We start from the raw sequence: 20,139 nt of genomic DNA on the forward strand, positions 1-20,139 counted from the left end.
CGCCTCTAATCGCGCAATCGGAAAAGTATTGTAAAGTTATCTGTGTTCGTGACCTTATCTCTTCAGAACCGCCTTTACTGCAAGTCTGAAGGGTTACACCTAACTAAAGTAGTTAGCGAGCGCCAATGTAAATTGGTTGTTGGTTAGCCCGTGCTTGGGGAAGAGATCTTATTCATCAGAAAGTGTGGTTTTCTTCTACTTTTTCTTGGAGGTTCACGCGAACCTTCTTGGGCGGGCCGGTAAACCGGATTTGCGTAGTACCGCTTTTATAGAAGCTGCGGCACGATCGAGTTCCTCAGGAGATGCAGTGTCAATAGCGGCAATTAGCTTGTCGCGATTACGCTTTCTTTTATCCATCAATAGCAGATGGTTTTATTCTTCTTGCGACAGCTTACGCTTATTCATCTCCGCTCGCCTTAAGCAATTCCACATACGTTCAGACTATCATGCTTTCAATGCTGCGCTCAGTAGGATCGATCCAAAATAACACGTGTACGCTAAAATTTTTACATCTGTACACAGGATTCCGGTGATTTCATTCATTTGAAATATGGTGTATGTTTTTTTACAGCATCGTACATTTGAATCAGCAGCTTTAAGCAGTATCGACCGGAATTTTGTGTACGGTTAATTTTGACCAATCAGATCCTTCGGGCGGGTAGGGAAAGATGACAAAAAAACCTGTGAGATATGGTCCTAGCCTCCAGCTTGATGACGATGTAGAGGAGGTCCCACTCGACAAGAGTGAAATTGAAGTGCGGCTGGCCATCGCCGATTTCGTGATCCGTCGAGCTATTGGGACACCTGCAGGAGAAGAAATTTTCAATGGTTTGATTAAACGCTTCGAGAATCGCTACCCGCATCACAAACTGCTTACCCAGTACCTGATCAGCCCTGGTTACATGGATTCGGACGCGGACGCTGAGGATATCTATTGACTAAATTGGCCCTATTACATTGATCAGTCGATTTCAACACGTGGAGGCTAAAATGACGATGCCATTCGAACGGACCAAGTGTGTTGCACAAGCTCACTCTTTCCTGACGGAACTCGCTAGCGACACAGAGGTGCCCGAGCGCGTTAGAAGAGATGCTCATTTTTTGTTGCGCCACTTTCCCACTAAGCACGATGTGCTACAGGCTGGCCGAATTGAAGAGCAAGCAAAAAAATGGGGATAGGAACATTCAGCCCTGTGTTTTGCTCCTCAATGGAAGACTGGTAGGTACATCTGGCAAGCGCTGAAAACTGCTTTTTGCGACAGACTGCTTATGGCCACGAGCCTCCTTCAAACTGGCACACGAGCTAGCTCATTGCTCATCGAAGATGGCCTGCTTGAACAAATAGTAATAGTACTCAGCCACAACTCCAATAATCCAAAGCGGGAAGATGGGAGAAAATTGGTGTCATGACTGTCATAGAGCAAGCTGTAGACATACTTCAGAAGGCCAAGAAGGTGGTCTTTTTCACTGGCGCCGGTATCTCTGCCGATAGCGGTATCCCTACGTATCGCGAAAAACTTTCAGGAATCTGGGCCGGGCTCGATCCGAGGGACCTAGAGACGGCCAAGGCCTTTCGTGAAAACCCTGCCTTGGTATGGGGATGGTATCTATGGCGCCGTCTCCGAGTCGCACAGGCCGAACCAAATGCTGCACATATTTCGATACCACGCATGGCTCACTCACAGCGCCAGGTTTCTGTGATCACCCAAAATATTGACGACCTTCATGAGCGAGCAGGCTCTTCAGATGTCGTGCATTTGCATGGAAGTTTAGCAATGCCCAAATGCTTCGCCTGCCATAGGCCCGGGGCTGTATCTCCTGATCAATCTGCAGTGCCGGAGGAGGGCGCTCTGATTGAGCCTCCCAGGTGTCAGCGTTGTAACGGAAGAATGCGCCCTGCGGTGGTCTGGTACGGAGAGGATTTGCCACCCCAAGCTTGGAAAGCCGCAGTGCTTCTGGTGAAGGATTGCGATCTTATGGTCTCGGTGGGCACCTCTGGGATCGTCATGCCTGCCGCTGGCCTTCCCGACCTTGCATTGGCATCTGGTGCTTCAGTCATTCATGTGAATAAGGCTGACGTCGCGATGGGGGACCAAAAGGAGTTAATGCTGATAGGGTCTGCCGCCGAAGTACTGCCGATGCTGCTCGAAAAGATAAGTGACGGCGGGTAGTTATCGTCCAGAAACTGACGCTCAACGTTGGTAGTCACTCGCGCCCCCTAGCCGTCGCAGCCCAGCAAGACTAATCAATGCTTTCAGGGTCAAATATATCATGCTGGTCTGCAATTATATCTAGAGAACGATGAAGCATTTTGTGAACTTTAAAATGCTCTGCTCGTTTAATTTCTCCCTTGGTTACTGAGGATTGATCTACGTGTGACCAGATGTACGTGTCTGATGAACTGACCTTGATTCCAAGGGCTCCAACTCGATACAGGCATGAAAGCATGATTGTCTGTATTTCAGACTCTTTTACCGTGCTATTTGTTTCGTAGTATTTGCGCACAATGGCTACGCACGGGTCACGTGAGTCTCCTTCACTAAGACTAACCATAATATCTTCTAGGGTTGTGTCTTTGATCATCGATCTCGTAAAAGTGGACTTAATGTTGCGAAGAATCTCTACAGTATCTTCGAAGCTTGGGAATACGTCGCCCCATTCTTCCTTGAGAGATTTCAATCTCTTTTCTGAGTACTGAGCTTCGGCGGCTAGCATTGCGCGCCAAGAAATTCTTTCACGCTCATAAGCGATAGCAAAACATTCGTTGACAAATTGTAGTGCATCCCTAGGGCGCCTGAGAGTTCTCTCAATGATAAAATCTATGGAGGTCTGGCCACCGCCTTTCCTAGGTTTTGGGAATAAGTCCGTAAACTTTATTCGTTGTCTTGTGTACTGGCTTTTGAATACTTCGTTAAGTCGTGTTTCGATTAGATTGGAGAGATCATCAGCTGACCATTTTAGTGTCATTAGGTAGGATTCGTACTTTTCCTGTTGGAATCCAGAGTCTCTGGTCTTATCGAATACTTGGTCGAGAAGGTCTTTCCTTAATGCGGCGATAATTTTTGCCTGCCGTATTTTTCGAAAGGTTTTAATTTCCTCAATTAGAGCTCGTATAAATCGTACACGTGTCTCGGTTGCGGCCCATTCTTCATCAAGCTGGTCTATTAGGATGAAGAATTTTTTCTGAGGATCTGAAAACGAGTGCTCAGCGAGCAGGTCTAGGACTTCATTTAGCTTTCTGATTTGAAGGCCACTGACTACTTGGCTTGCCCGTTGAGAAACCTCGATTCGTTCTTGGTCGGACAGCCTGGAAACGCTTGCCGAATTCAAACCTATTCCGGAATACTTAACTCCGATGGTGCTTTTTGTATCGGACTCTAGCTTCCTTGTTATCTCTTTAAGATGTTCGTCAGTGTCTAGCCAGAATTTATTGCCCCATTCGTTGAAGTATTCAATAGCTTTCTTTTTTGTTACATCACGGCTGAACGTATTGAATAGACCGTCAATGAAGCTCCGGCTGTCGCTTTCCGATTTGATGTCGTACCGCAGCTTCAAGAACTCCACCGTAAGCACATGGCGCCAGAGTAGTCTATAGAACAAATCGAGACTGACACCAAGACTATCAAAAAACTGGATGATGTCTGAGCTTTCTAAAAATCGGACTGATATATCATTTGGATCAAGCTTTACAAATTTCTGGGCCGTTTTTGCTACTTTATAAAGCAGAGCACTTTTGCCTGAGCCGGTGCGCCCTAAAATGATTGAGGCTGGCGAATCGACATCCATTATTTGGCTGAGATAGCCATTATCGATGAAGCACTTATTAAGAAGATCTGTATCAGCCTCAGCGTCCAATGCACCGACTTTGAGGTTTCGAGTTATTTTTAATACTGGCTCGTCCATGATATCTTCACCTGCTGACATGCTCACGACAAGGTATAGCCCGAAGCTTTCAGGTCTTTAATTATACTGTATGCGATTTCTTCAACGCTTTTTTCGAAGCGCTTGTACACCATTCCGCTTACGTCGCTGGGTAATGTCGTATGGCCTGTGTGAAGGCAACATACGCGAGATCTACCAAGTTTCCCTATAAAGTATCCAAACTCAAATATCACATTAGGGCGCGCACGGTATTCTTTGTTTCGGTCGTTGTCAGGCAGTGTATCTTCGGAAGCGAGATAGGCGACTTCATCAGGAGTGAGTAGGATAAATGCATAACCAACATCGCTATGCTTTTCAAACTTCTCAATGATTGTCATTCCTTCATCAGCCTGTCGGTGTAATACAACTGGCTCGAGACCTATTTCGTGTAAGAAAACCTCTAGGTTGGTTTTCGATATTTCATCCCTACCATGCACTACGAATACTTTATTCGACTTGGATATTTTCAAGTCAAATGATTCTGTCGAGTGTTGACCTATATCTTTTAGGGTTTCATCCAAAGGAATTAGCTCGAGTCGTTCCGAAATCGAGTCTAGGCGATGAATTTTCTTGTCGATGTCCTTATATGTGTCAGCAATTTTTTCGCCGAGTGAAGGCTCTCTTAAAGCGAGAGCTGCGACTCCCCAATAACTATATTCTTTTGCGATTTCGTCAGTGTTGAAACTTTGCTTTAGCAGTTCTACGTTAAACGAATCCCACTTGCTGTAGTCATTTCTCAGCGTGTCATAAGACTCATGAGTGTCAACCTGCCGTTGTTTGAGTTCTAACCCTTTTTCGATTCGCTCTTCAATCTTGGCCTTAGCCTCGTCCCTTGAGCGGGTGAGCTTTAATGTAGGCTTGGGGGATTGAGCGCTGGGACGCTTGCTTGGCATGATTCATTCCTTGATTTCGGGCAGGGGTATTGCCAAAAGTAGCAAGTGGCCACCCTCAGGTCTAGCCAAGTCAGTCGAATAACTTGACCATTTTTGAAAAAGAACATGCACAGGAGCATGACTCCCGGGCCGAAAGGCAACCAATGTCCATCTATTCGCGAATCACATGCTTACCAACTAATTGATCCGATTCGCAGGCAGTAGGGCGTCATTGATGTGCTGGTGGGAGAAAGGATGCAGCGCAGTGACATTATAGTGCAGGGGTTGACAGTACCAGACCTGTCGCCAGTAACACTACCGCACAAGGGCGCACAGAGAATTCACGTGTGGCGATTGTGATGCCTTCGCAGTGAGAACTTCCATGCGGCCTAGGAAAATCTGAGAGATCACATTGGCACCTGGTTTCATACATAGTGCGCTATTTCACGGCCATGAACGCGTACATGGAGCGGCGCAGCTCGTCAATCAACTCGAGCAAGGGCCGCTTCTGGCCGAATTCTGCCGCTGCTGACCGGCAGCTATGGGTCGAAACAGCCTTTTTGAATAACATAATTCAGCTGTTTGTCACTCCGCCTCCTAGCACCCCATACTTGAAAATGGGCTTAATGCCCAGCATTTACTGGGTCTCCCTCTGGCGCTCGCTGCAAACGGTGCCTTACAGAGCCAAGCAGAAAATAGCGAATCCCCGAAAAAGTCCCCATCCCTTTGCGGCGTAATCGGGCGCAGTTGTTCACCTGACGGTCTGGCAAAACACACGCTTTTTTATGCTTATGCAAACGGAAGCACGCTGCCAGAAGTTAGATGTCACCGCCTCGAATTATGGACGAGTCGATCAACGAAGAACTCTATATGCCCTCTGGGAGACGCCGGCAACGGCCAAGCGTCGACCTTTAAAGCGATTTCCTGAAATGCTAGGGCACACTTGGAGCGCGGAAAGTGTTCGTAGACTGCTCGCTGCTTCTGTACTGCCCTACGCGCACAATCATCGTACGGAATCGCTCCGACATACTGTAGCTTTACGCTGAGGAAGCGATCGGTGATTTTGCCCAATTTAGCGAACAGCGCGCGACCTTCCTTTGGGCTCTGCTCCATATTGACCAGCACCCGGAAACGGTCCATTCCGTAATCACGATTAAGCAGTTTGATCAGTGCGTAGGCATCAGTGATGGAGGTCGGTTCGTCGCACACCACCAGCAAGACTTCGTGGGCCGCCCGGACGAGACTGATCACCGAGGAGCCGATGCCCGCTGCTGTGTCGATCACCAGCACATCGAGGCTGTCACCTATTTCACTGAAGGCATGGATCAGGCCTGCGTGCTGAGCCGGAGACAAATGCATCATGCTCTGGATACCTGAAGCCGCGGGGACGATTCGTATCCCGCCCGGACCGCGTAAAAGTACATCGGAAAGCTCACAGCGACCTTCGAATAAATCGACAAGCGTGTACTGCTGCGAAAGTCCCAACAGGACATCGATATTCGCCAAGCCAAGATCGCCATCAAGCAATACGACTCGCCTTCCAAGTTTCGCCAGCGCCAATGAAAGATTCACAGCCACAGTCGTCTTGCCGACGCCACCCTTTCCGCCGGTCACGGCGATAACTTGCACAGAACGCGCACTATCCATCTTATTGATTCCCTTCTATGCGCAACGCGTGCGTGTAGTCGCAAACTATCCCTAAAGCGCAATGGTAGCTGAAAAGTCCAGACACATAGCCCTACCTGTATTACAGGATCTCCTGAAACGTTGTAACCACTACATTGCAATCACGCGAACCGGAGCGGCCGCTGCTACGCTCACCTCTCCACGGAGGATTCGCGATGCCAAATTCAGACCTGCTCCCTTCCCTACTTTCCAAACTCAACGAAAACCAGCTCGCCCTCGAGGCTGCCATCATGGAGCTCACGCTTTGGGTTGAACAGCGCGGCGCTGCCGATGTGGCCGACAATGTGCGCGGCGCCCTGGTCGCAATCGATCGCAATGAGGAATTCATCAAGATGACGCTTGCGGTGATGATGACTCCGGAGTGACTGCAATCGGCCAGAAGCTGCCCCTCACTTACGGGACAGCTGTTTCAGTGTGAGAGCCACTTTTTTACCCAGTGGCTAGGTGGACGGCGCCAATGGGAGCAACTTAGCGCCATCCCGATACGTAAAAAGAGAAAATAATTGTGGCTCGCGATGATCGTAATCTGCCATCATCGGCATGGCTCAGTGGTTCTGCGTGAAGGACCAAAGCTCTGTAGCTTAGAAGCTGAACTTACTACTCTTCTTTTTAGAAAAGTAGTAAACATAATAATGCCTTGGGCGAAATTTATGATTGACACGGATGTTTTCAGCACACCATTTCGGCTCATTAGGCATGTTGATGGTTTTTTGTTGAGGCTCAGATCTGTTTTGTCTGAGACCTATTTCGTATCTAACGAAAATGCGTTGTTTAAGTACGGGTACTGCGCTGCCTTGTTTTTTTCGGTCCATGTTATTTTAGTTGGAATATGGGCCGCTATAAAAACCGACTCATTTTCTTTTTTTGTTGGTGCCATCGGCGTTTCAATTGGATCGCTGCTGATTTTGTATATATCAACGAAATTGATGCCTTCTGTTCTTGCTTTAGTAAAAAACTCACCCTCTACGGTATCCAGTCCTGTTATTTTCGACATCATGGCACTGCTCTGTTTTATGCTGGGTGCTCTGGTTTTGATTTTAGCGATCTACTCTGGAATAAAGTCATCCTCCAGTAATCTTGTATTTTATGGCGTCGGCACATTTATCTCCCTGTGCTATGCCGCCTCAATTTTTTTCAACCCTTCTTTAATCTCGGTATCTGTATCGGAAAAGACCTCGCCAGCCCTTGAAGGGCTGAGTGTTCTGTCCAGCTTTATCAAGGCGGGCGCTCGAGTCGTTGTTATAAATTTTGGCTCGTGGTTGGTGATTGGAGAATGCTCTCTGATCATTGACACCTTCGGTGCCATTTCTGACAAACACTCTGACAGTGTTTCATTCCTTCTCGAGTCTGCAACGTCTCATCTTTCGTTAATTGGTGCTGGCCTTTTTGTTGCGATCATTACCTATTTCACCTTTATCGGTAGCATGTTTGTATTGCAGATTACGGAAGCAATACTCATCATTCCTGATCGATTCCTGGGGTTAAGTAAGGTGATAGCGATCACGTCAAGATCCAACTCAAAAAAACCAGCCCCATAGTCTATAGCCTCCACTGTTGATGTCTGAGTTCCAGTCTGGGGCGACGAGGCGTAAACATTCGAATATACTTTGGCGCGATGTCTTATTGCCATCATCCGGGTTAAGTTTAACTCTTGGATGGATAGGCGTAGAGGCGTAATCATTCGAAGCGAGTTGGTGTGAAATCCTGCCAAGAATAGTTAGAGACTGACTTCATTGAACAAGATTTTTTGCGGTATTCTATTTCGCTTCACGGCGCGTCTACTTAAGTTTAAGCCTTCACTGCGTCTTCTGAGTGGATGCCTTCTGCTGATCGCCGCATTCCCTTCGTTTTCCGCTGAGCCCACAAATGTCTATTTTGCAGGGTTTGCTTTGGCCGGTAACGCGGCTGAGTCGGAAAAGGCTTTTCCGATCAGCTCGCGACTGCTTCAGGAAAAGAACAGCAAGGATGGCACATACCTGCTTGAGGGGGAGCTTTGGAAATATGTCCAAGGTAGCAATCATCCCAAACTGACCATCAAGCGAGACCTTGCCTCAGGCCTCGTTCCTGGTGATTCGGTTGCCATGGCGTTTGTTCTTGAGTGGGAGAATGTCTCGAGCGAGACAGTAGCCGGTAGAACAAAACTGGTTGCTGATTTGCACGGGCAGGTGTTGATTTTCGACTTCGAGAGCAAAAAGGTGATTGGCTCTTATCCTGCAGCCGTGCAGTTGCTGGATGTCATCGATGGCCCGGTTAACGACAAGGTCAAAGAGTCACTCATCAGGAGCCTGTATTTCGGAACCTCGGGTAACAGCCTCTTCGCTCAGGCGGCGAAGCGGTTACCTTCGGTCAGCGTCAAACCATCGACTGGCAATTATATCCAGATCGTCTCCGTCGATCTGGAAGCCAAGGCCAGGCAAACCCTCACTGAGTTTCGTGCAGATCCACAGGTTCTGATTTCTCGTGTCGCAGACGCCTTTGGTGAGCGGCTCTACGAAAATAATCATGTCGCTTATATCCCGTACTCCAAAGGCTCGGCCATCGGTTCCAAGATGGCGGCTAGGTTTGCTAATGGTGATGTTTTCCAACTGGAGCTACCGACCCCTGATTACCGTATTCATTTGGTTGTACGTGGCTATAAGAAACAGCTGCTCGACTCAAATAACGTGGAGGCGGCTTGGGGATACGCCGCTTACATGAATGTTGCGATCAAGAGCTTTGACGACAACACGGTATATCTGGATAGCCCGTTCAAATTTGCCGTTTCGAAGAATGTAGTGTCGGGCACCCACGACCAAGACGATTGGTCGGCGTTCCAAGAAGCAACGTTCTCGCTTATTGACCAGATTACGTTGCAGGTAGCCGCTCCGGACAGCGATTGGCTGAAGCAATGGTCAGAGGGTGGTTCGACGAAGGATCAGCTTAAAAAATTGTCCGGGATTTTGGCTCGCGCCCGTTAGCCTCAACGCATAAGTCAGCCATTACGACACAAGGAATGAGTGATGAGAAGTAAGTGGATTGGAACGCTGTTGGCTTCGTGGCTATTGGCTTCAGCGGTACAAGCAGCCGAAGTCCAAGGAAAAGCAGACCTACCGTTTGAGAATGGTTTTTTCTCGAAAGGTCCTGATTCCAAACTGCGACAACAAGGCATCGTCGCCGCTAAGGCCAATGCATGGAACCGTTACACCGCAACCTTCAACCCGGCCCGCATGAAGAGCTACAAAGCCATACAAAAAGACGTTCTTGCGAATATTGATGAGTACATCATCGACTACAGCGTTTTGGACGAATCCGTTAACAAAGAAACCCAGCTTTTTTCAATTGCCATTCGGGCGAACATCAACGAGGCAGCACTTGATGCGCGCCTCAACGCCTCTGGTAGCGGCCCGGCCAGTTCCGGGGGGGGGCAAATGTTTAGCTTCGTTTTTGTGGCGAGAGAGACGGCAACGCTCAAGTCGTTCGATGATCGCAAGACGGCGATCAACATGGACGAGTCAGAGTTAAAGGCCAAGAAGAGCGGTGGGATTAGTGGTGGCGGGGCTTCAGTTGCTGAGTCTTCGACCTCTATGAACAAGACAACTACTGGCGGTAGCACGCTGCGCCAGGCTGACGACCGAACCTACCGTGTCCGCTCTGGTAGTGATGTGGATGCTGCACTGACCGAAACATTGTCAGGCGATGGCTTTGAAGTCGTTGGCTACCCGGATGTTTATTCCAACTGCGGTGGTCCTGCCCCTGATGTTCTGAATAAGGAATTTGCGGCCTCGGACGAAATGACCCCTGGGTCTCGCTCGGCGGCAATTGCCTCTGCTCGTAGCTGCGAGGTGAAGTATTTCTCCGTTGGAACCCTCGACATTGGTCTGAGCGATGTTGATCCGGTAACGGGCAACAAGCGCGTTTTCGTTTCGGTACGCAGTCAGGTATGGGATATCTCTTCAAAAATGCCGCGTCGAGTGGCCTCGGTTGGCCCAATCCAGTATGCCGGCCTGGGTCCTGACCCAGAGGTGGCATCGCGCAATGCTCTGCGGTTGGCGGCCACGTCGTCGGCCAAGACCATGGTCGATCAGCTGAACTCCAAAGGCGTCCACTGATCCCGCCAGAAAATCCGCACTACTGCCACATACATAACTCCCCCCTGATAAGGAACTTCGAATGTACGTTAAGAAAATCGCCGCCCAGTTGGGTTTGACTGGCTTCATGGCTCTTGCCGCTGCCTTTTCAATGCCTGCTGCCCAGGCTTTTGGTTTGGCGGACATCGCCCCTGCTGGCGGAGCAGCCAAGAGCAGTGCGGTTGATGTCGGTTCTCTGCTGACGCAACAGAAAGACCTGATGGGGCGCTTCAAGCAGTCGATGAGCAACATGCTTACGGCTCAATCGCTGACCCTTGAGGCCGGCGGTTTGAAGGAAGAGGCCCAGAAGGCAAGCGCTGCTGCGGCTAACTACGGTCAAGGCTCTGTCATCACTAAAGACCAACTGGCACGTGATACCAAGGTCTCCGACAATGCCTCCAAGGCGATCAACGACCTGATCAGGAAGAATGGCACCCTGTCCGCGGCAGGTCAGGAAAAACTGCTGTCGGCCGTACCTCACTATGGCGCGGGTATGTATGAAGGCACCAAGTTGCCGAAATCCTTCCAGTCCTGGACCGACTCGGCCAAGAGCGGCCTGAGCGGCTTGAAGACCGACCCGATGAATGCCAGTAAGCTGACTGGCAGCCTCGATGACGTGACCACTGTGGCCACTAACTTGCCGGCCCTGTTGGGTACCTGGACCACCACATCGAAGGCTTTCCTCAACTACGCCAAATCCAACAAGGTCGACACTAAGGACCTGAGTAGCAAGATGGGTAACCTCTAATCAGGTGATGGATTGAAGGTGGCCTCGGCCACCTTTTTTATGCAAGGTGAGAAGACATGAAGTCCAGGGTGTTGGTCGCGTTGACCGGAATTATCGCCATGCTAGCCGTACCTCTCGCATTGGCTGCAGGCAGTCTTGAACGAGTGACCGTGCAGACCGAAGGCTCCGGCAGTTCCTTCGGGACGGCTACGGCCTCGGCGTTGTCGTCCGCTGTCGCTCAAGTGAATGGTGCTGAATTAGCTTCAAGCACCCTGAGTACGGAGCTGACCCAGACGTTGGATACGAACGCAGGCAGTGACTTTGCAGCGGCCAGCGCAACCGTTGAGGCCATTGCCCAACGAACAAAGGGCTTGGTTCAAAGCTACCGGATTTTATCAAAGGCTGAAAACGCAGGAATCTGGACAGTATCGGTCGAGGCCACAATTTCAAAATATGCAAGGTCGGAACAAGCCGATCGTCTGCGTATGACGGTTTTACCCTTTCGCAGCCAAGGCGCCGATCATGGAAATATCAGCGACCGCTTCGTCATGGACTTGACCACAAACCTCACCAGCAGCCGAAAATTCGCAATGCTGGATCGTGCCTTTGAGGGGGAGCGCCAATCTGAAATGGGTGTGCTTTCCTCAGAAGGAACATCGATGGAGGAAATGGCCAAGCTCGGCAACCGGTTGGGCACGGACTACATGATTGTTGGCGTGATTGATGATGCAAGTATTCATACCCAATCAACAGAATTGGCCGGCAGAACACTGACCGCCAAATCGGCCACCCTGTCCATAAGCTACAGGGTCATCGATGCCCCGACAGGCCAGATCAAGATGGCGGATAGCTGGACTGGCGCCATGCCGGGTGGCTCCGTAGACGGGCTGGCGGCCAAAGCAGCCGAGGCCATTAGCCGGCAGATCGTTGATTCCATCGCGCCAATTAAAGTGGAAAGCGTTTTGGGTGATCAGCTTTTCCTTGGCCAGGGCGGCACGTCGATCAAAGTGGGTCAAAGGTACAGGTTGTTACTCGCGGGTGACGTCATTGTCGATAGCTACACCAAAGAGAGCCTGGGCCGTCAAGAGATAGAAGTTGGGCTGATAGAAATCATCGACGTCCAAAGCAAAATCGCCAAAGCCAAAGTTCTGAAATCGAATGTGAACATCGCGGAGAAATTCCCGACATCGACGTTCATCGTGCGCCTGCAATCGGAAGCTGCGAAGCCAGTGTCGGCGGGTGCGTCATCCAAAAAATCTGCTCCAGTGACAGCTCTCAAGCAAAAAGTTGAAAGCGACTGGTGAGATGTTGTTAGAGCGTAAGGAAGGAATACTCGCCATGGAATATCCGTTCAAGAATTTGGCTTCATCAATCGCCCTTGGTGTTGCGCTGATTGCTGCTGTAAGCGTCGCCAATGCGGCAACGATGTCGCTGGATGATTTTGTTCCACCGGTCAGTGGCGGTACAGACAAGCCGCAAAAGGCCGCCTCGCAGGCCGGCGACGTAGTGACTGCCGAAAACATGCAAGACGGCCTTGGGTATGCGTACCAGCAGCTCATTGCCGATAACGGCCAAGGCATTCTCACCGTCAAGACAAAGACCGGTATGGGGGTCATTTCCGCATCGACAGAAGGTTACACCCGTTACGAAAACCTGAACGCTACTTTGCTTAGTAAGCGCGGTGCATACTTCAAGGCGTTTAATAGCGCCCAAGGCCAGATGGTCAAGTACCTTGAGGGCCTTGAGAGCAATTGCAATAGCGCGACTACGTCCAAACAGTTGACGTTGGACACCGGCAAAGAGTCGCAGGCAAACAGCGCGACGGGCGCTGCAGAATCCTGCAAAGAGACCGCCAAGGGCATTCTTGCAGGTTATGTCACTTACAGCGTTAACGATAACGATGCCGACAATCAAGTCACGATCACGCTGGCCAGCAGTACCAAAACCCGTGGTGCGCTCGATCGCATGAATAGTGCGGTTGTCTCGACAGCCGATCCAAAGAAAGCCTTCGAGTACATCGCCAAGGAAATTTCTTTGGGGATCGTCCCTCCCATGGGGGCGAAGCTGATCAATGACCCGGTTACGGGTGAGTCCATTGTGATCGGATTTGGCAGCAGCATCATTCGCCAGAACAAAGACAAGCAAGTCATGGCGACGATGGCCAAGATGGCGAACGAACAGTCCAGGATGCGCGCAAACAATTCCTTGGTGGCCTTCTTGAATGGCAGTGAGGTTTACTGGCAGGGTGGCTTCGACGAAGTTCAGGGCGAATCGGCTCAACAGTTCGATGTGCCTGTGGGGCAGGATAGCAAGCCGCAAACCCCGGTTGCGTTCGACGACACCCGTCATACGTTCTTGAACACTCTAAGCCATTCCGAGGACTTCAAATCAGTCACCGGTGGCAAGCTGCCGGCTGGGGTCATCACCAAAACTTTCTCCAGTGAAGACGGTTATTGGTCCAACACCATCTCCATCTACCGTGCGTCGGCAACCGCTCAGGCCCAGCAAGAGAGCCTTGAGAACCGTCAGGCCGGTGGCAAACTGGGCGTCGGAGGTGTGAGTAGCCAGCAGCAGACTCAGGGCCGCACCATTGAGATTGAAGGCGGCGTATCTCCGGGAAGTGTGAATCCGAAAGGGCCAAGTGGTGCCGTGGTCAGGGACAATGATTTCTGATCGGCTAGCGGTGAAGGTTCTGGTCCTGCTGGGTGCCCTGCTTTCAATGGCAGTTGCACCCACCTTTGCATTTGCCGATGCACAAAGTGAGCTGCGCCAATTCATTCAGGACACTCCTGAGCTTCGTGCCGTATTTGGTGGTTCGGCGGTGGATGCCATATCGCCTTTGCGTGCCGAAATCAGCACGACAAGGGGGAGTGCCAGGCATGCCGTAGTGCTGTTCGAATCAACCCTGAAAATCGGCATTGGCGAGGCTTTTTGCCATGCAGCCTTAGGTGGGGCGGATCGCATCGCCTGGCTATCGCAACTTGAGGGCATGCCTAATAGCGATGGTCGGGTGGCAGAGGTGCTGGCAACAGAGCGATCAGTCAAATCAACGATGCGCAATGTTGAGTATCACTCGCTGAACAGTCCTTCCGGCTGGGAGTCTGGTGTTTGCGTGGTCAAACTGTCCGACCTCAATTCAACCTACCCGGAGCTGCCAGATCAAGCGATGGTGCGAGCCGCTACCTATCAACTTGGGAAGCAGTTATTCGCTGCTGGACGTACCGGTGAGGCCTTAGATCGGTTCAAGTCGTTAAAGCTGGATTCGAAAATATACCCCAATGCGCTGCTCTATATCGTTGTGATCCTGGACAAAGAAAATCCGGCGATTGCCGATGCACTGCGCAACGATTATGTGGATCTGTCGAAAGTGACCGACGTGGATGCCTTGGGGACTTATGTCCAATTCTGCGTGACACGGAAACTGTTAAAGGAAGCTCGTGCTGGAGAGTTTAGATGTGTTGTGCTTGGGAGTCGGTGTTACAAAGTTCCGGCGGATCGATAGAGTCAGATCAGTTCTCTATTGACTCTAACTATAGGTAGACGACACGAGTGGGGTAATTTTTTGCGCTATTTGTGCCTGATAAGGTTCTTTATTCGTGCGTAACTCCTTGTTTGGCTTGAGTGTCGCGGAAGAAAACGGTCTCGGGAGAAAAAACGAGATGACAGACGTGCACATAACGGAGCTAGGGATACCGTGTCCACAGTCTGCTCCTGGCCGTTTTTTGCCTGTCACGAAGGACGGCAACTGACCCAAAGCAGTAATCGATGAGTTGAAGGGATAGTCAGCTATTCGCTTGGAATGTGGGGTTCGTGGATCGGATACAGTTGATCGGAGCATCCCTAGGGATTGCTAAAGCGTTGGGCAGAGTCGATACCCGATCACCAGCCAGGCCAGGAGCTGGCACTATGTTGGCTAGAAGACGCTGGGTGTTGGCGCTGACACGATTTTGACCCAGGATGCTGATTTTGACTGACCCATATGCAGGCTCTGAAATCCTGCGCAAGGTCATCGCCTACTGAGTATTCGGATGGGTTAATGAGTTCCGGCAGTCTGGGTCAACATCCCCTCAGCACCAACAGTGAGTACCTTCGCCGATTTTCACCAAGGTTCCAAAGGCGTCGAAAATAGCCGCCAGTACAGCATACGGTTTTCCGTTCACATAAGGTTGTCTGGTATCCGTAACGTCCGGTTGAAACAAAGGACATCGGATGCAGATTATGGTTGGGCGAAGTGAGTTTGCACGCCCCAGTCTACTCGTCGTCACCGAAAAATTAATCCAGTCCCACGCTGTTGTTTTTACCCGCGAGAGCTCCCCATGGCTCTGGCGAATGAGAAGGTAACTTCAGAAGGGCTAAGGGTATGACAGGATTCGCGGTTTCATAGTTTTCCAAAATATCTCAATTAATACTGACATTGGCGGCTATGGAAGAGAAATCCATAGCCTGTGTTTTTGCTTGATTATCCTGGCTAGCAAGGGAGTCACCGTGCTCCCCCTATTCGAAATAAACTGCCCACATCTCTGGCTCGCTCCCTAAGCAATTCAGGTGCTTGCTGGCACGCTTCTGCAAGCGACATCGGGCCAGATACTACAGAGAACGCGGCACTTATCCCGTGTTCATATAGCTGCGCATATCCGTCGCCTAAGGTCCCGGCAAGAACCACCACAGGTACACCAGCTTGTTGAGCGATACGAGCTACACCCAAAGGAGTCTTACCTCGCAGGGTTTGACCATCAAAGCGCCCCTCGCCGGTTACAACCAGGTTTGCACCCTCGACGTGATCAGCCAGCCTCGTGAGAACTGCAACTACCTCGACGCCCGGGCGGAATGTTGCGTTAAGAAATGCGAGTGCTGCGAACCCAATTCCACCTGCAGCCCCAGCTCCCGGTTCATTACGCCAGTCATTGTCCAGCAGATGCGCGGCATGATCGGCAAAGTTGGCCAGCGCTGCGTCCAACAAAACTATTTGCTCAGGGCTTGCCCCCTTTTGCCGACCAAATGTAGCCGAAGCGCCGTAAGGACCGCAGAGCGGATTATCAACATCCGCGGCTACTTTGACTGTCAGCGAAGAGAGGCGTGGATCTAGCCCAGAGAGGTCGATGTTGGCTAGATTTAATAGCGAAGCGCCACCTGGGGCTAAGCTGTTGCCGTCCACATCGAGGAGGTGCGCTCCCAATGCCTGGAGCATTCCTGCGCCACCGTCATTCGTTGCGCTGCCACCAATGGTGAGGATGACTGATTGTGCACCCACGTCGAGGGCGGCAGTGATCAGCTCCCCGGTTCCCCAAGTTGAGCTGCTGCATGCATCGCGCAGTTCCACTGGTACCAGCTGAAGTCCGCTTGCTTCTGCCATTTCGATGATTGCTGTACATGTATCTGCCAACCAACCCCATCTAGCATTGACCAAGCCACCCAGCGGACCGCTAACTTTTGTAGTGCGCAGCTCACCGCCGAGCGCGGCAAGAATTGCATCAATAGTTCCTTCTCCCCCATCAGCCATGGGGCATGCCACAAGCTCGGCATGTGGAAATACTTCACGAAGTCCGAGTGCGATCGCCTCAGCCGCTGCCGCAGCACTCAGGCTGTCCTTGAATGAGTCGGGTGCGATTACGATTTTCATAAGGAGCTCCAGAATTAGCGATGCTCCTAATCCTGCCCGCTTTCCGAATCACACGCGTTAGGCAAAATTTAACCAAATCAGATCCAGACTTGTGCAAAAGTACAAATTAACCATCTTGAGGTACCAATTGAACACCGACGTATAATTCGACCAGATCGCTCAATCTGTTTACATCCTTTCCCGTCAATTCGGCTATGCGATCCAGTCGATAACGCAGGCTATTTCGATGCACTCCCAAGTCATCCGCGCAGGCTTGCAGCTGGCCGTCATTCTCATACCAACTTCGAAGTGTCCGAAGCAACTGCCCGTTAGCATCTCGATTGGCAAGAGCATCAATTGGGGATATCAGTTCGATGAGTGCGTCATGATTTCGATGAGCCCAAAGCAACGCCGGCAGGCTGTGTTGGGCCAGAGATGAAAACATCAGAGTGGGTCTCACGGCTTGTACATAGGTCAGCAGCTCCGCTGTACGCTGGCAAAGGCGACGTAGATGATGAATGTCGTCTGATGCGCCTCCTGACGCCACGTGCCGCACGATCCAGCCCTGAGATCTAAGCCGCTCACACAAACGAGGAAGGTTGGCCGAAAGTGAAGATGGGCAGCACCACTGCAGAGTTGTATGAGACGGAGCAATACACCAACTGTCCGGAAACTGGCCACGAATCCAGTTGGCCAGATTGATCGAGTCGTGACCCTCGCTGATTTCTAATAGGTGTGGTGTGCGGCTTAAGTGAGGTTTCAACCCAAGCTGATGAGCTTCATCAATCAAACGTTGTGAGCTTCCCGACTCTCCTAAAAGCGCCGCGAGCAAATCATCGCGCCGAGAGTTATGCCATTGCTGCTCAGCTTGAATGTGGCTCTGATCCATAAGCATTTCTGCGGTCATTCGTACCAAGCTGGCATATGTGCGTAGTTCCTGAGGGACTCCGGAAATTCCCAGGACTCCAACCAGTCTTCCATCGTGCATCAGAGGCAAATTGATCCCAGGCTGCACACCTTTCAAGTGACGAGCGGACTGTTCATCGATTTCAACGATCCGGTGGTTGGCCAGTACCAGTTGCGCACCCTCGTGGCGAGTGTCAATCCGATTAGCTTCACCGCTTCCGAGAATTAGGCCTTGGCTGTCCATCACATTCACGTTGTAGGGAAGGATGGCCATGGCTCGATCGACAATGTTCTGCGCGAGCTGGTGATTGAGTTCAAACATACAATTTCCTTTGTCTCGGCAGGTGTTGTTAAAAAATACAATAACTCTTCTTTTTGGCTGTTGAAATGCCTAAATCCACGCCACTGCATTGCTCCTAGACTACTCAGAGGCGGCGCGTTGCCTCCCCGCCAGCTCTATGACGAATCCCTCACCCTTGCGGCATTCTCAATACGATTTTCATCGCAATAGACTGATTTTAAAGAAATATTTTGGCTAAGCGTTTCGGTTCTTCATGCGAGTTCCAGAAAACAAAGCCCAGTTCGTTGACATAACCAGTAATACGGTATTACGGTAATACTCGATGAGCCGCTACAGCGGCAGCACAATTCCAACAACGCGTAAGAAAGGTGTTTGTATGTCCCAGCAATCTCTCCGCACTGGAACCAAGGTTCACCGCATTGCCGTAATCGACGGGCCGAACATGACCAACCTGGGGGCGCGCAACAAACGCGTTTACGGGAAAATTAACTCCTTGTCTGACTTGCAAGGCTATGTGGTCGAGTCGGGTCAAAAGCTCGGTGTTGAGGTCGAAGTCTTCGCTTCGAACTACGAGGGGGCGATTCTGGAATTCATCCATGCCTCCGCGTCGCGTGTAGATGGCTACATCATCAATCCGGCCGGCCTGACCGTGGTGGGTGAAGCAACTCGTCATGCGCTGGAAGAAACACAAAGGCCCGTAGTGGAAGTGCATTTTGCTAATATCGTGTGCCCGCCTACCGCCCCTCGTGGCTTGCCAGGCGGCCCTTGGGAATCAAAATTCAGTCGCTCAGCTACGGGCGTTGCCATGGGCCTGCGTCAATACAGCTATGTAGCTGCGCTGACAGGCTTGACCTTGGCATTGGATGACGAAACTTTCCTGGGCGCACCGGCAGTGGCCTAAATCGTCAAACCTAGGATCTCGAAATGACTCATAACCCTTTTCTTCAGCTCGCAGCACCGCTTAGGCAGCAGACCGCTGACCTCCTGAGGGCGGCAATCGTTGCGATGGAGTTCAAGCCAGGTGAGCGTCTGATCGAGACCCGGTTGTGCGAACGTTTCGACGTTAGCCGGACTGTAGTCCGGGAAGTGCTTCGGCAGCTGGAAGCTGAAGGTATCGTAGAGATGATTCCGAGACGCGGCCCTCGGGTGGCGATCCTCACTGAAAAAGATATTCGGAATCTCTATGAACTTCGAGGTGTTCTGGAGGGCTTGATTGGTCAGCTATTCGCGATTCGTGCTACGCCATCTCAGTGTGAGCAAGCAATCGTATTAACTGAGCAAATTATCAGCTCTCTGGAGCATCTTCCCGTCGGCGAGCGTACTCAACTTAAAGACAAGTATTATCACGTTCTGCTTGCCGGAGCTGATAATGAGGCCGTCGAACGCGCACTGCGCGCTATTCATAGCCGAACAGAGTTGTTACGTGCTTTTACCCTGAATTTGCCTGGACGTGCTGCTCAAAGTGCTGCGGAAATTAAGATCATTACCGAAGCCGCAGCCGTCCTACGCGATCCTATTGCAGCCCGAGCAGCGTGTGAGAAACATGTAAAGGCTGCGTATGAAGCGGCTAAGGGAACCTTTCACGTATTAAGTCAGTTAGGCGGTGAGTGACGGTTACAAGCCCATAGGTGCATGTAATGTCCGAAATACTGAGTTCCGAGTGGATCAGTCAGTGGCTGCAAAATGTTAGTTTGGATAAAGAGCTTTCCCATATTGGGAAGCTCTCCCAGTTTTTTATAAAACTTACGGTAGAACGCCAAGTTTTTTATTTCAGTTTTGAGTGCGGTGAATTCCGGGCCGTCGATGCCATCTCTGCGCCGAACTGCGATGTAGTTGAGTTCGTAGGTATTCGTGACGCGTGGAATAAAATCTTTAAAGTTGTGCCAGAACCTCTCTACAACGATTTTCTGGCACTTGAGAAAATCCATCCTGATTTCTCGATTACGTCAGATCGTATCTATCTACTGCGGCATCTGAGAGTGCTGCAAAAGCTTTTCAGCGTCGCGCCTCGGAGGGGTTGA

General features: G+C 50.7%; 19 protein-coding genes. 14 read left to right on the top strand and 5 right to left on the bottom strand.

All coding sequences use genetic code 11. The features are described 5' to 3' along the window. Positions 1-668 precede the first annotated feature (668 nt). The 3 genes from ACVWYU_RS01075 (at position 669) to ACVWYU_RS01085 (ending at position 2,171) form a co-directional block, all read left to right on the top strand. Positions 669-938 carry a hypothetical protein gene (locus ACVWYU_RS01075; RefSeq protein WP_457371716.1) on the top strand — a complete coding sequence of 90 codons (270 nt, stop codon included), beginning with the start codon at positions 669-671 and terminating at the stop codon, positions 936-938. A 58-nt stretch (positions 939-996) separates the two neighbouring features. Next, on the top strand, positions 997-1,179 hold the full coding sequence (locus ACVWYU_RS01080; protein ID WP_457371909.1) for a BPSL0761 family protein: 183 nt from the start codon (positions 997-999) through the stop codon (positions 1,177-1,179). A 227-nt stretch (positions 1,180-1,406) separates the two neighbouring features. Beyond that, positions 1,407-2,171, top strand: coding sequence for an SIR2 family NAD-dependent protein deacylase (locus ACVWYU_RS01085; protein WP_457371717.1), 765 nt, complete (start codon positions 1,407-1,409; stop codon positions 2,169-2,171). Positions 2,172-2,241: 70 nt separating this feature from the next. Here the strand turns inward: ACVWYU_RS01085 and ACVWYU_RS01090 are convergent, their stop codons facing one another. The 3 genes from ACVWYU_RS01090 to ACVWYU_RS01100 form a co-directional block, all read right to left on the bottom strand. Beyond that, positions 2,242-3,903: a P-loop ATPase, Sll1717 family gene (locus ACVWYU_RS01090; protein ID WP_457371718.1), complete on the bottom strand. Its 1,662-nt coding sequence runs from the start codon at positions 3,901-3,903 to the stop codon at positions 2,242-2,244. Positions 3,904-3,926: 23 nt separating this feature from the next. Beyond that, entirely contained in the window at positions 3,927-4,814 is an 888-nt protein-coding gene (locus tag ACVWYU_RS01095; protein ID WP_457371719.1) for a TIR domain-containing protein, read from the bottom strand. A gap of 804 nt (positions 4,815-5,618) precedes the next feature. Then, the gene (locus ACVWYU_RS01100; protein ID WP_090324455.1) at positions 5,619-6,440 is read right to left on the bottom strand and encodes a MinD/ParA family protein; all 822 of its coding nucleotides are present in this window, start codon (positions 6,438-6,440) and stop codon (positions 5,619-5,621) included. A gap of 194 nt (positions 6,441-6,634) precedes the next feature. Between ACVWYU_RS01100 and ACVWYU_RS01105 the strand changes: the two genes are divergently transcribed. From ACVWYU_RS01105 to ACVWYU_RS01140, 8 genes are all read left to right on the top strand, one after another. After that, the gene (locus ACVWYU_RS01105) at positions 6,635-6,844 is read left to right on the top strand and encodes a hypothetical protein (RefSeq protein ID WP_090324456.1); all 210 of its coding nucleotides are present in this window, start codon (positions 6,635-6,637) and stop codon (positions 6,842-6,844) included. A 183-nt stretch (positions 6,845-7,027) separates the two neighbouring features. Then, complete coding sequence (locus tag ACVWYU_RS01110; RefSeq protein WP_457371720.1) at positions 7,028-8,017, top strand: hypothetical protein; 990 nt, start codon at positions 7,028-7,030, stop codon at positions 8,015-8,017. Positions 8,018-8,212: 195 nt separating this feature from the next. Continuing rightward, positions 8,213-9,436 (top strand): hypothetical protein, encoded by a 1,224-nt coding sequence (locus ACVWYU_RS01115; protein WP_457371721.1) that lies wholly within the window; start codon positions 8,213-8,215, stop codon positions 9,434-9,436. 42 nt (positions 9,437-9,478) lie between these two features. Next, a complete protein-coding gene (locus ACVWYU_RS01120; protein ID WP_457371722.1) occupies positions 9,479-10,567 on the top strand; it encodes a hypothetical protein in 1,089 nt (362 codons plus the stop codon). A 61-nt stretch (positions 10,568-10,628) separates the two neighbouring features. Continuing rightward, on the top strand, positions 10,629-11,333 hold the full coding sequence (locus ACVWYU_RS01125) for a hypothetical protein (protein ID WP_457371723.1): 705 nt from the start codon (positions 10,629-10,631) through the stop codon (positions 11,331-11,333). 56 nt (positions 11,334-11,389) lie between these two features. Further along, on the top strand, positions 11,390-12,616 hold the full coding sequence (locus ACVWYU_RS01130) for a CsgG/HfaB family protein (RefSeq protein WP_457371724.1): 1,227 nt from the start codon (positions 11,390-11,392) through the stop codon (positions 12,614-12,616). Between the two features lie 34 nt (positions 12,617-12,650). After that, on the top strand, positions 12,651-13,985 hold the full coding sequence (locus tag ACVWYU_RS01135) for a hypothetical protein (protein ID WP_457371725.1): 1,335 nt from the start codon (positions 12,651-12,653) through the stop codon (positions 13,983-13,985). After that, on the top strand, positions 13,975-14,814 hold the full coding sequence (locus tag ACVWYU_RS01140; RefSeq protein WP_457371726.1) for a hypothetical protein: 840 nt from the start codon (positions 13,975-13,977) through the stop codon (positions 14,812-14,814). The genes ACVWYU_RS01135 and ACVWYU_RS01140 overlap by 11 nt, the downstream gene beginning before the upstream one ends. A 978-nt stretch (positions 14,815-15,792) precedes the next feature. On the opposite strand, the gene ACVWYU_RS01145 is transcribed toward ACVWYU_RS01140, so the two are convergent. Together ACVWYU_RS01145 and ACVWYU_RS01150 are read right to left on the bottom strand one after the other, a co-directional pair. Beyond that, positions 15,793-16,932, bottom strand: coding sequence for a glycerate kinase (locus ACVWYU_RS01145; RefSeq protein WP_457371727.1), 1,140 nt, complete (start codon positions 16,930-16,932; stop codon positions 15,793-15,795). A gap of 106 nt (positions 16,933-17,038) precedes the next feature. Next, the gene (locus ACVWYU_RS01150) at positions 17,039-18,139 is read right to left on the bottom strand and encodes a CdaR family transcriptional regulator (RefSeq protein ID WP_457371728.1); all 1,101 of its coding nucleotides are present in this window, start codon (positions 18,137-18,139) and stop codon (positions 17,039-17,041) included. 355 nt (positions 18,140-18,494) lie between these two features. Here ACVWYU_RS01150 and ACVWYU_RS01155 point away from each other — a divergent pair, with 355 nt between their 5' ends. From ACVWYU_RS01155 to ACVWYU_RS01165, 3 genes are read left to right on the top strand one after another with little or no spacing between them, the layout of a single operon-like run. Beyond that, a complete protein-coding gene (locus ACVWYU_RS01155; RefSeq protein ID WP_457371729.1) occupies positions 18,495-19,019 on the top strand; it encodes a type II 3-dehydroquinate dehydratase in 525 nt (174 codons plus the stop codon). A gap of 23 nt (positions 19,020-19,042) precedes the next feature. Beyond that, positions 19,043-19,729, top strand: coding sequence for a GntR family transcriptional regulator (locus ACVWYU_RS01160; protein WP_457371730.1), 687 nt, complete (start codon positions 19,043-19,045; stop codon positions 19,727-19,729). Between the two features lie 26 nt (positions 19,730-19,755). Further along, positions 19,756-20,139 (top strand): hypothetical protein, encoded by a 384-nt coding sequence (locus ACVWYU_RS01165; protein ID WP_457371731.1) that lies wholly within the window; start codon positions 19,756-19,758, stop codon positions 20,137-20,139.

Source organism: Pseudomonas sp. TE12234 (assembly GCF_054061835.1).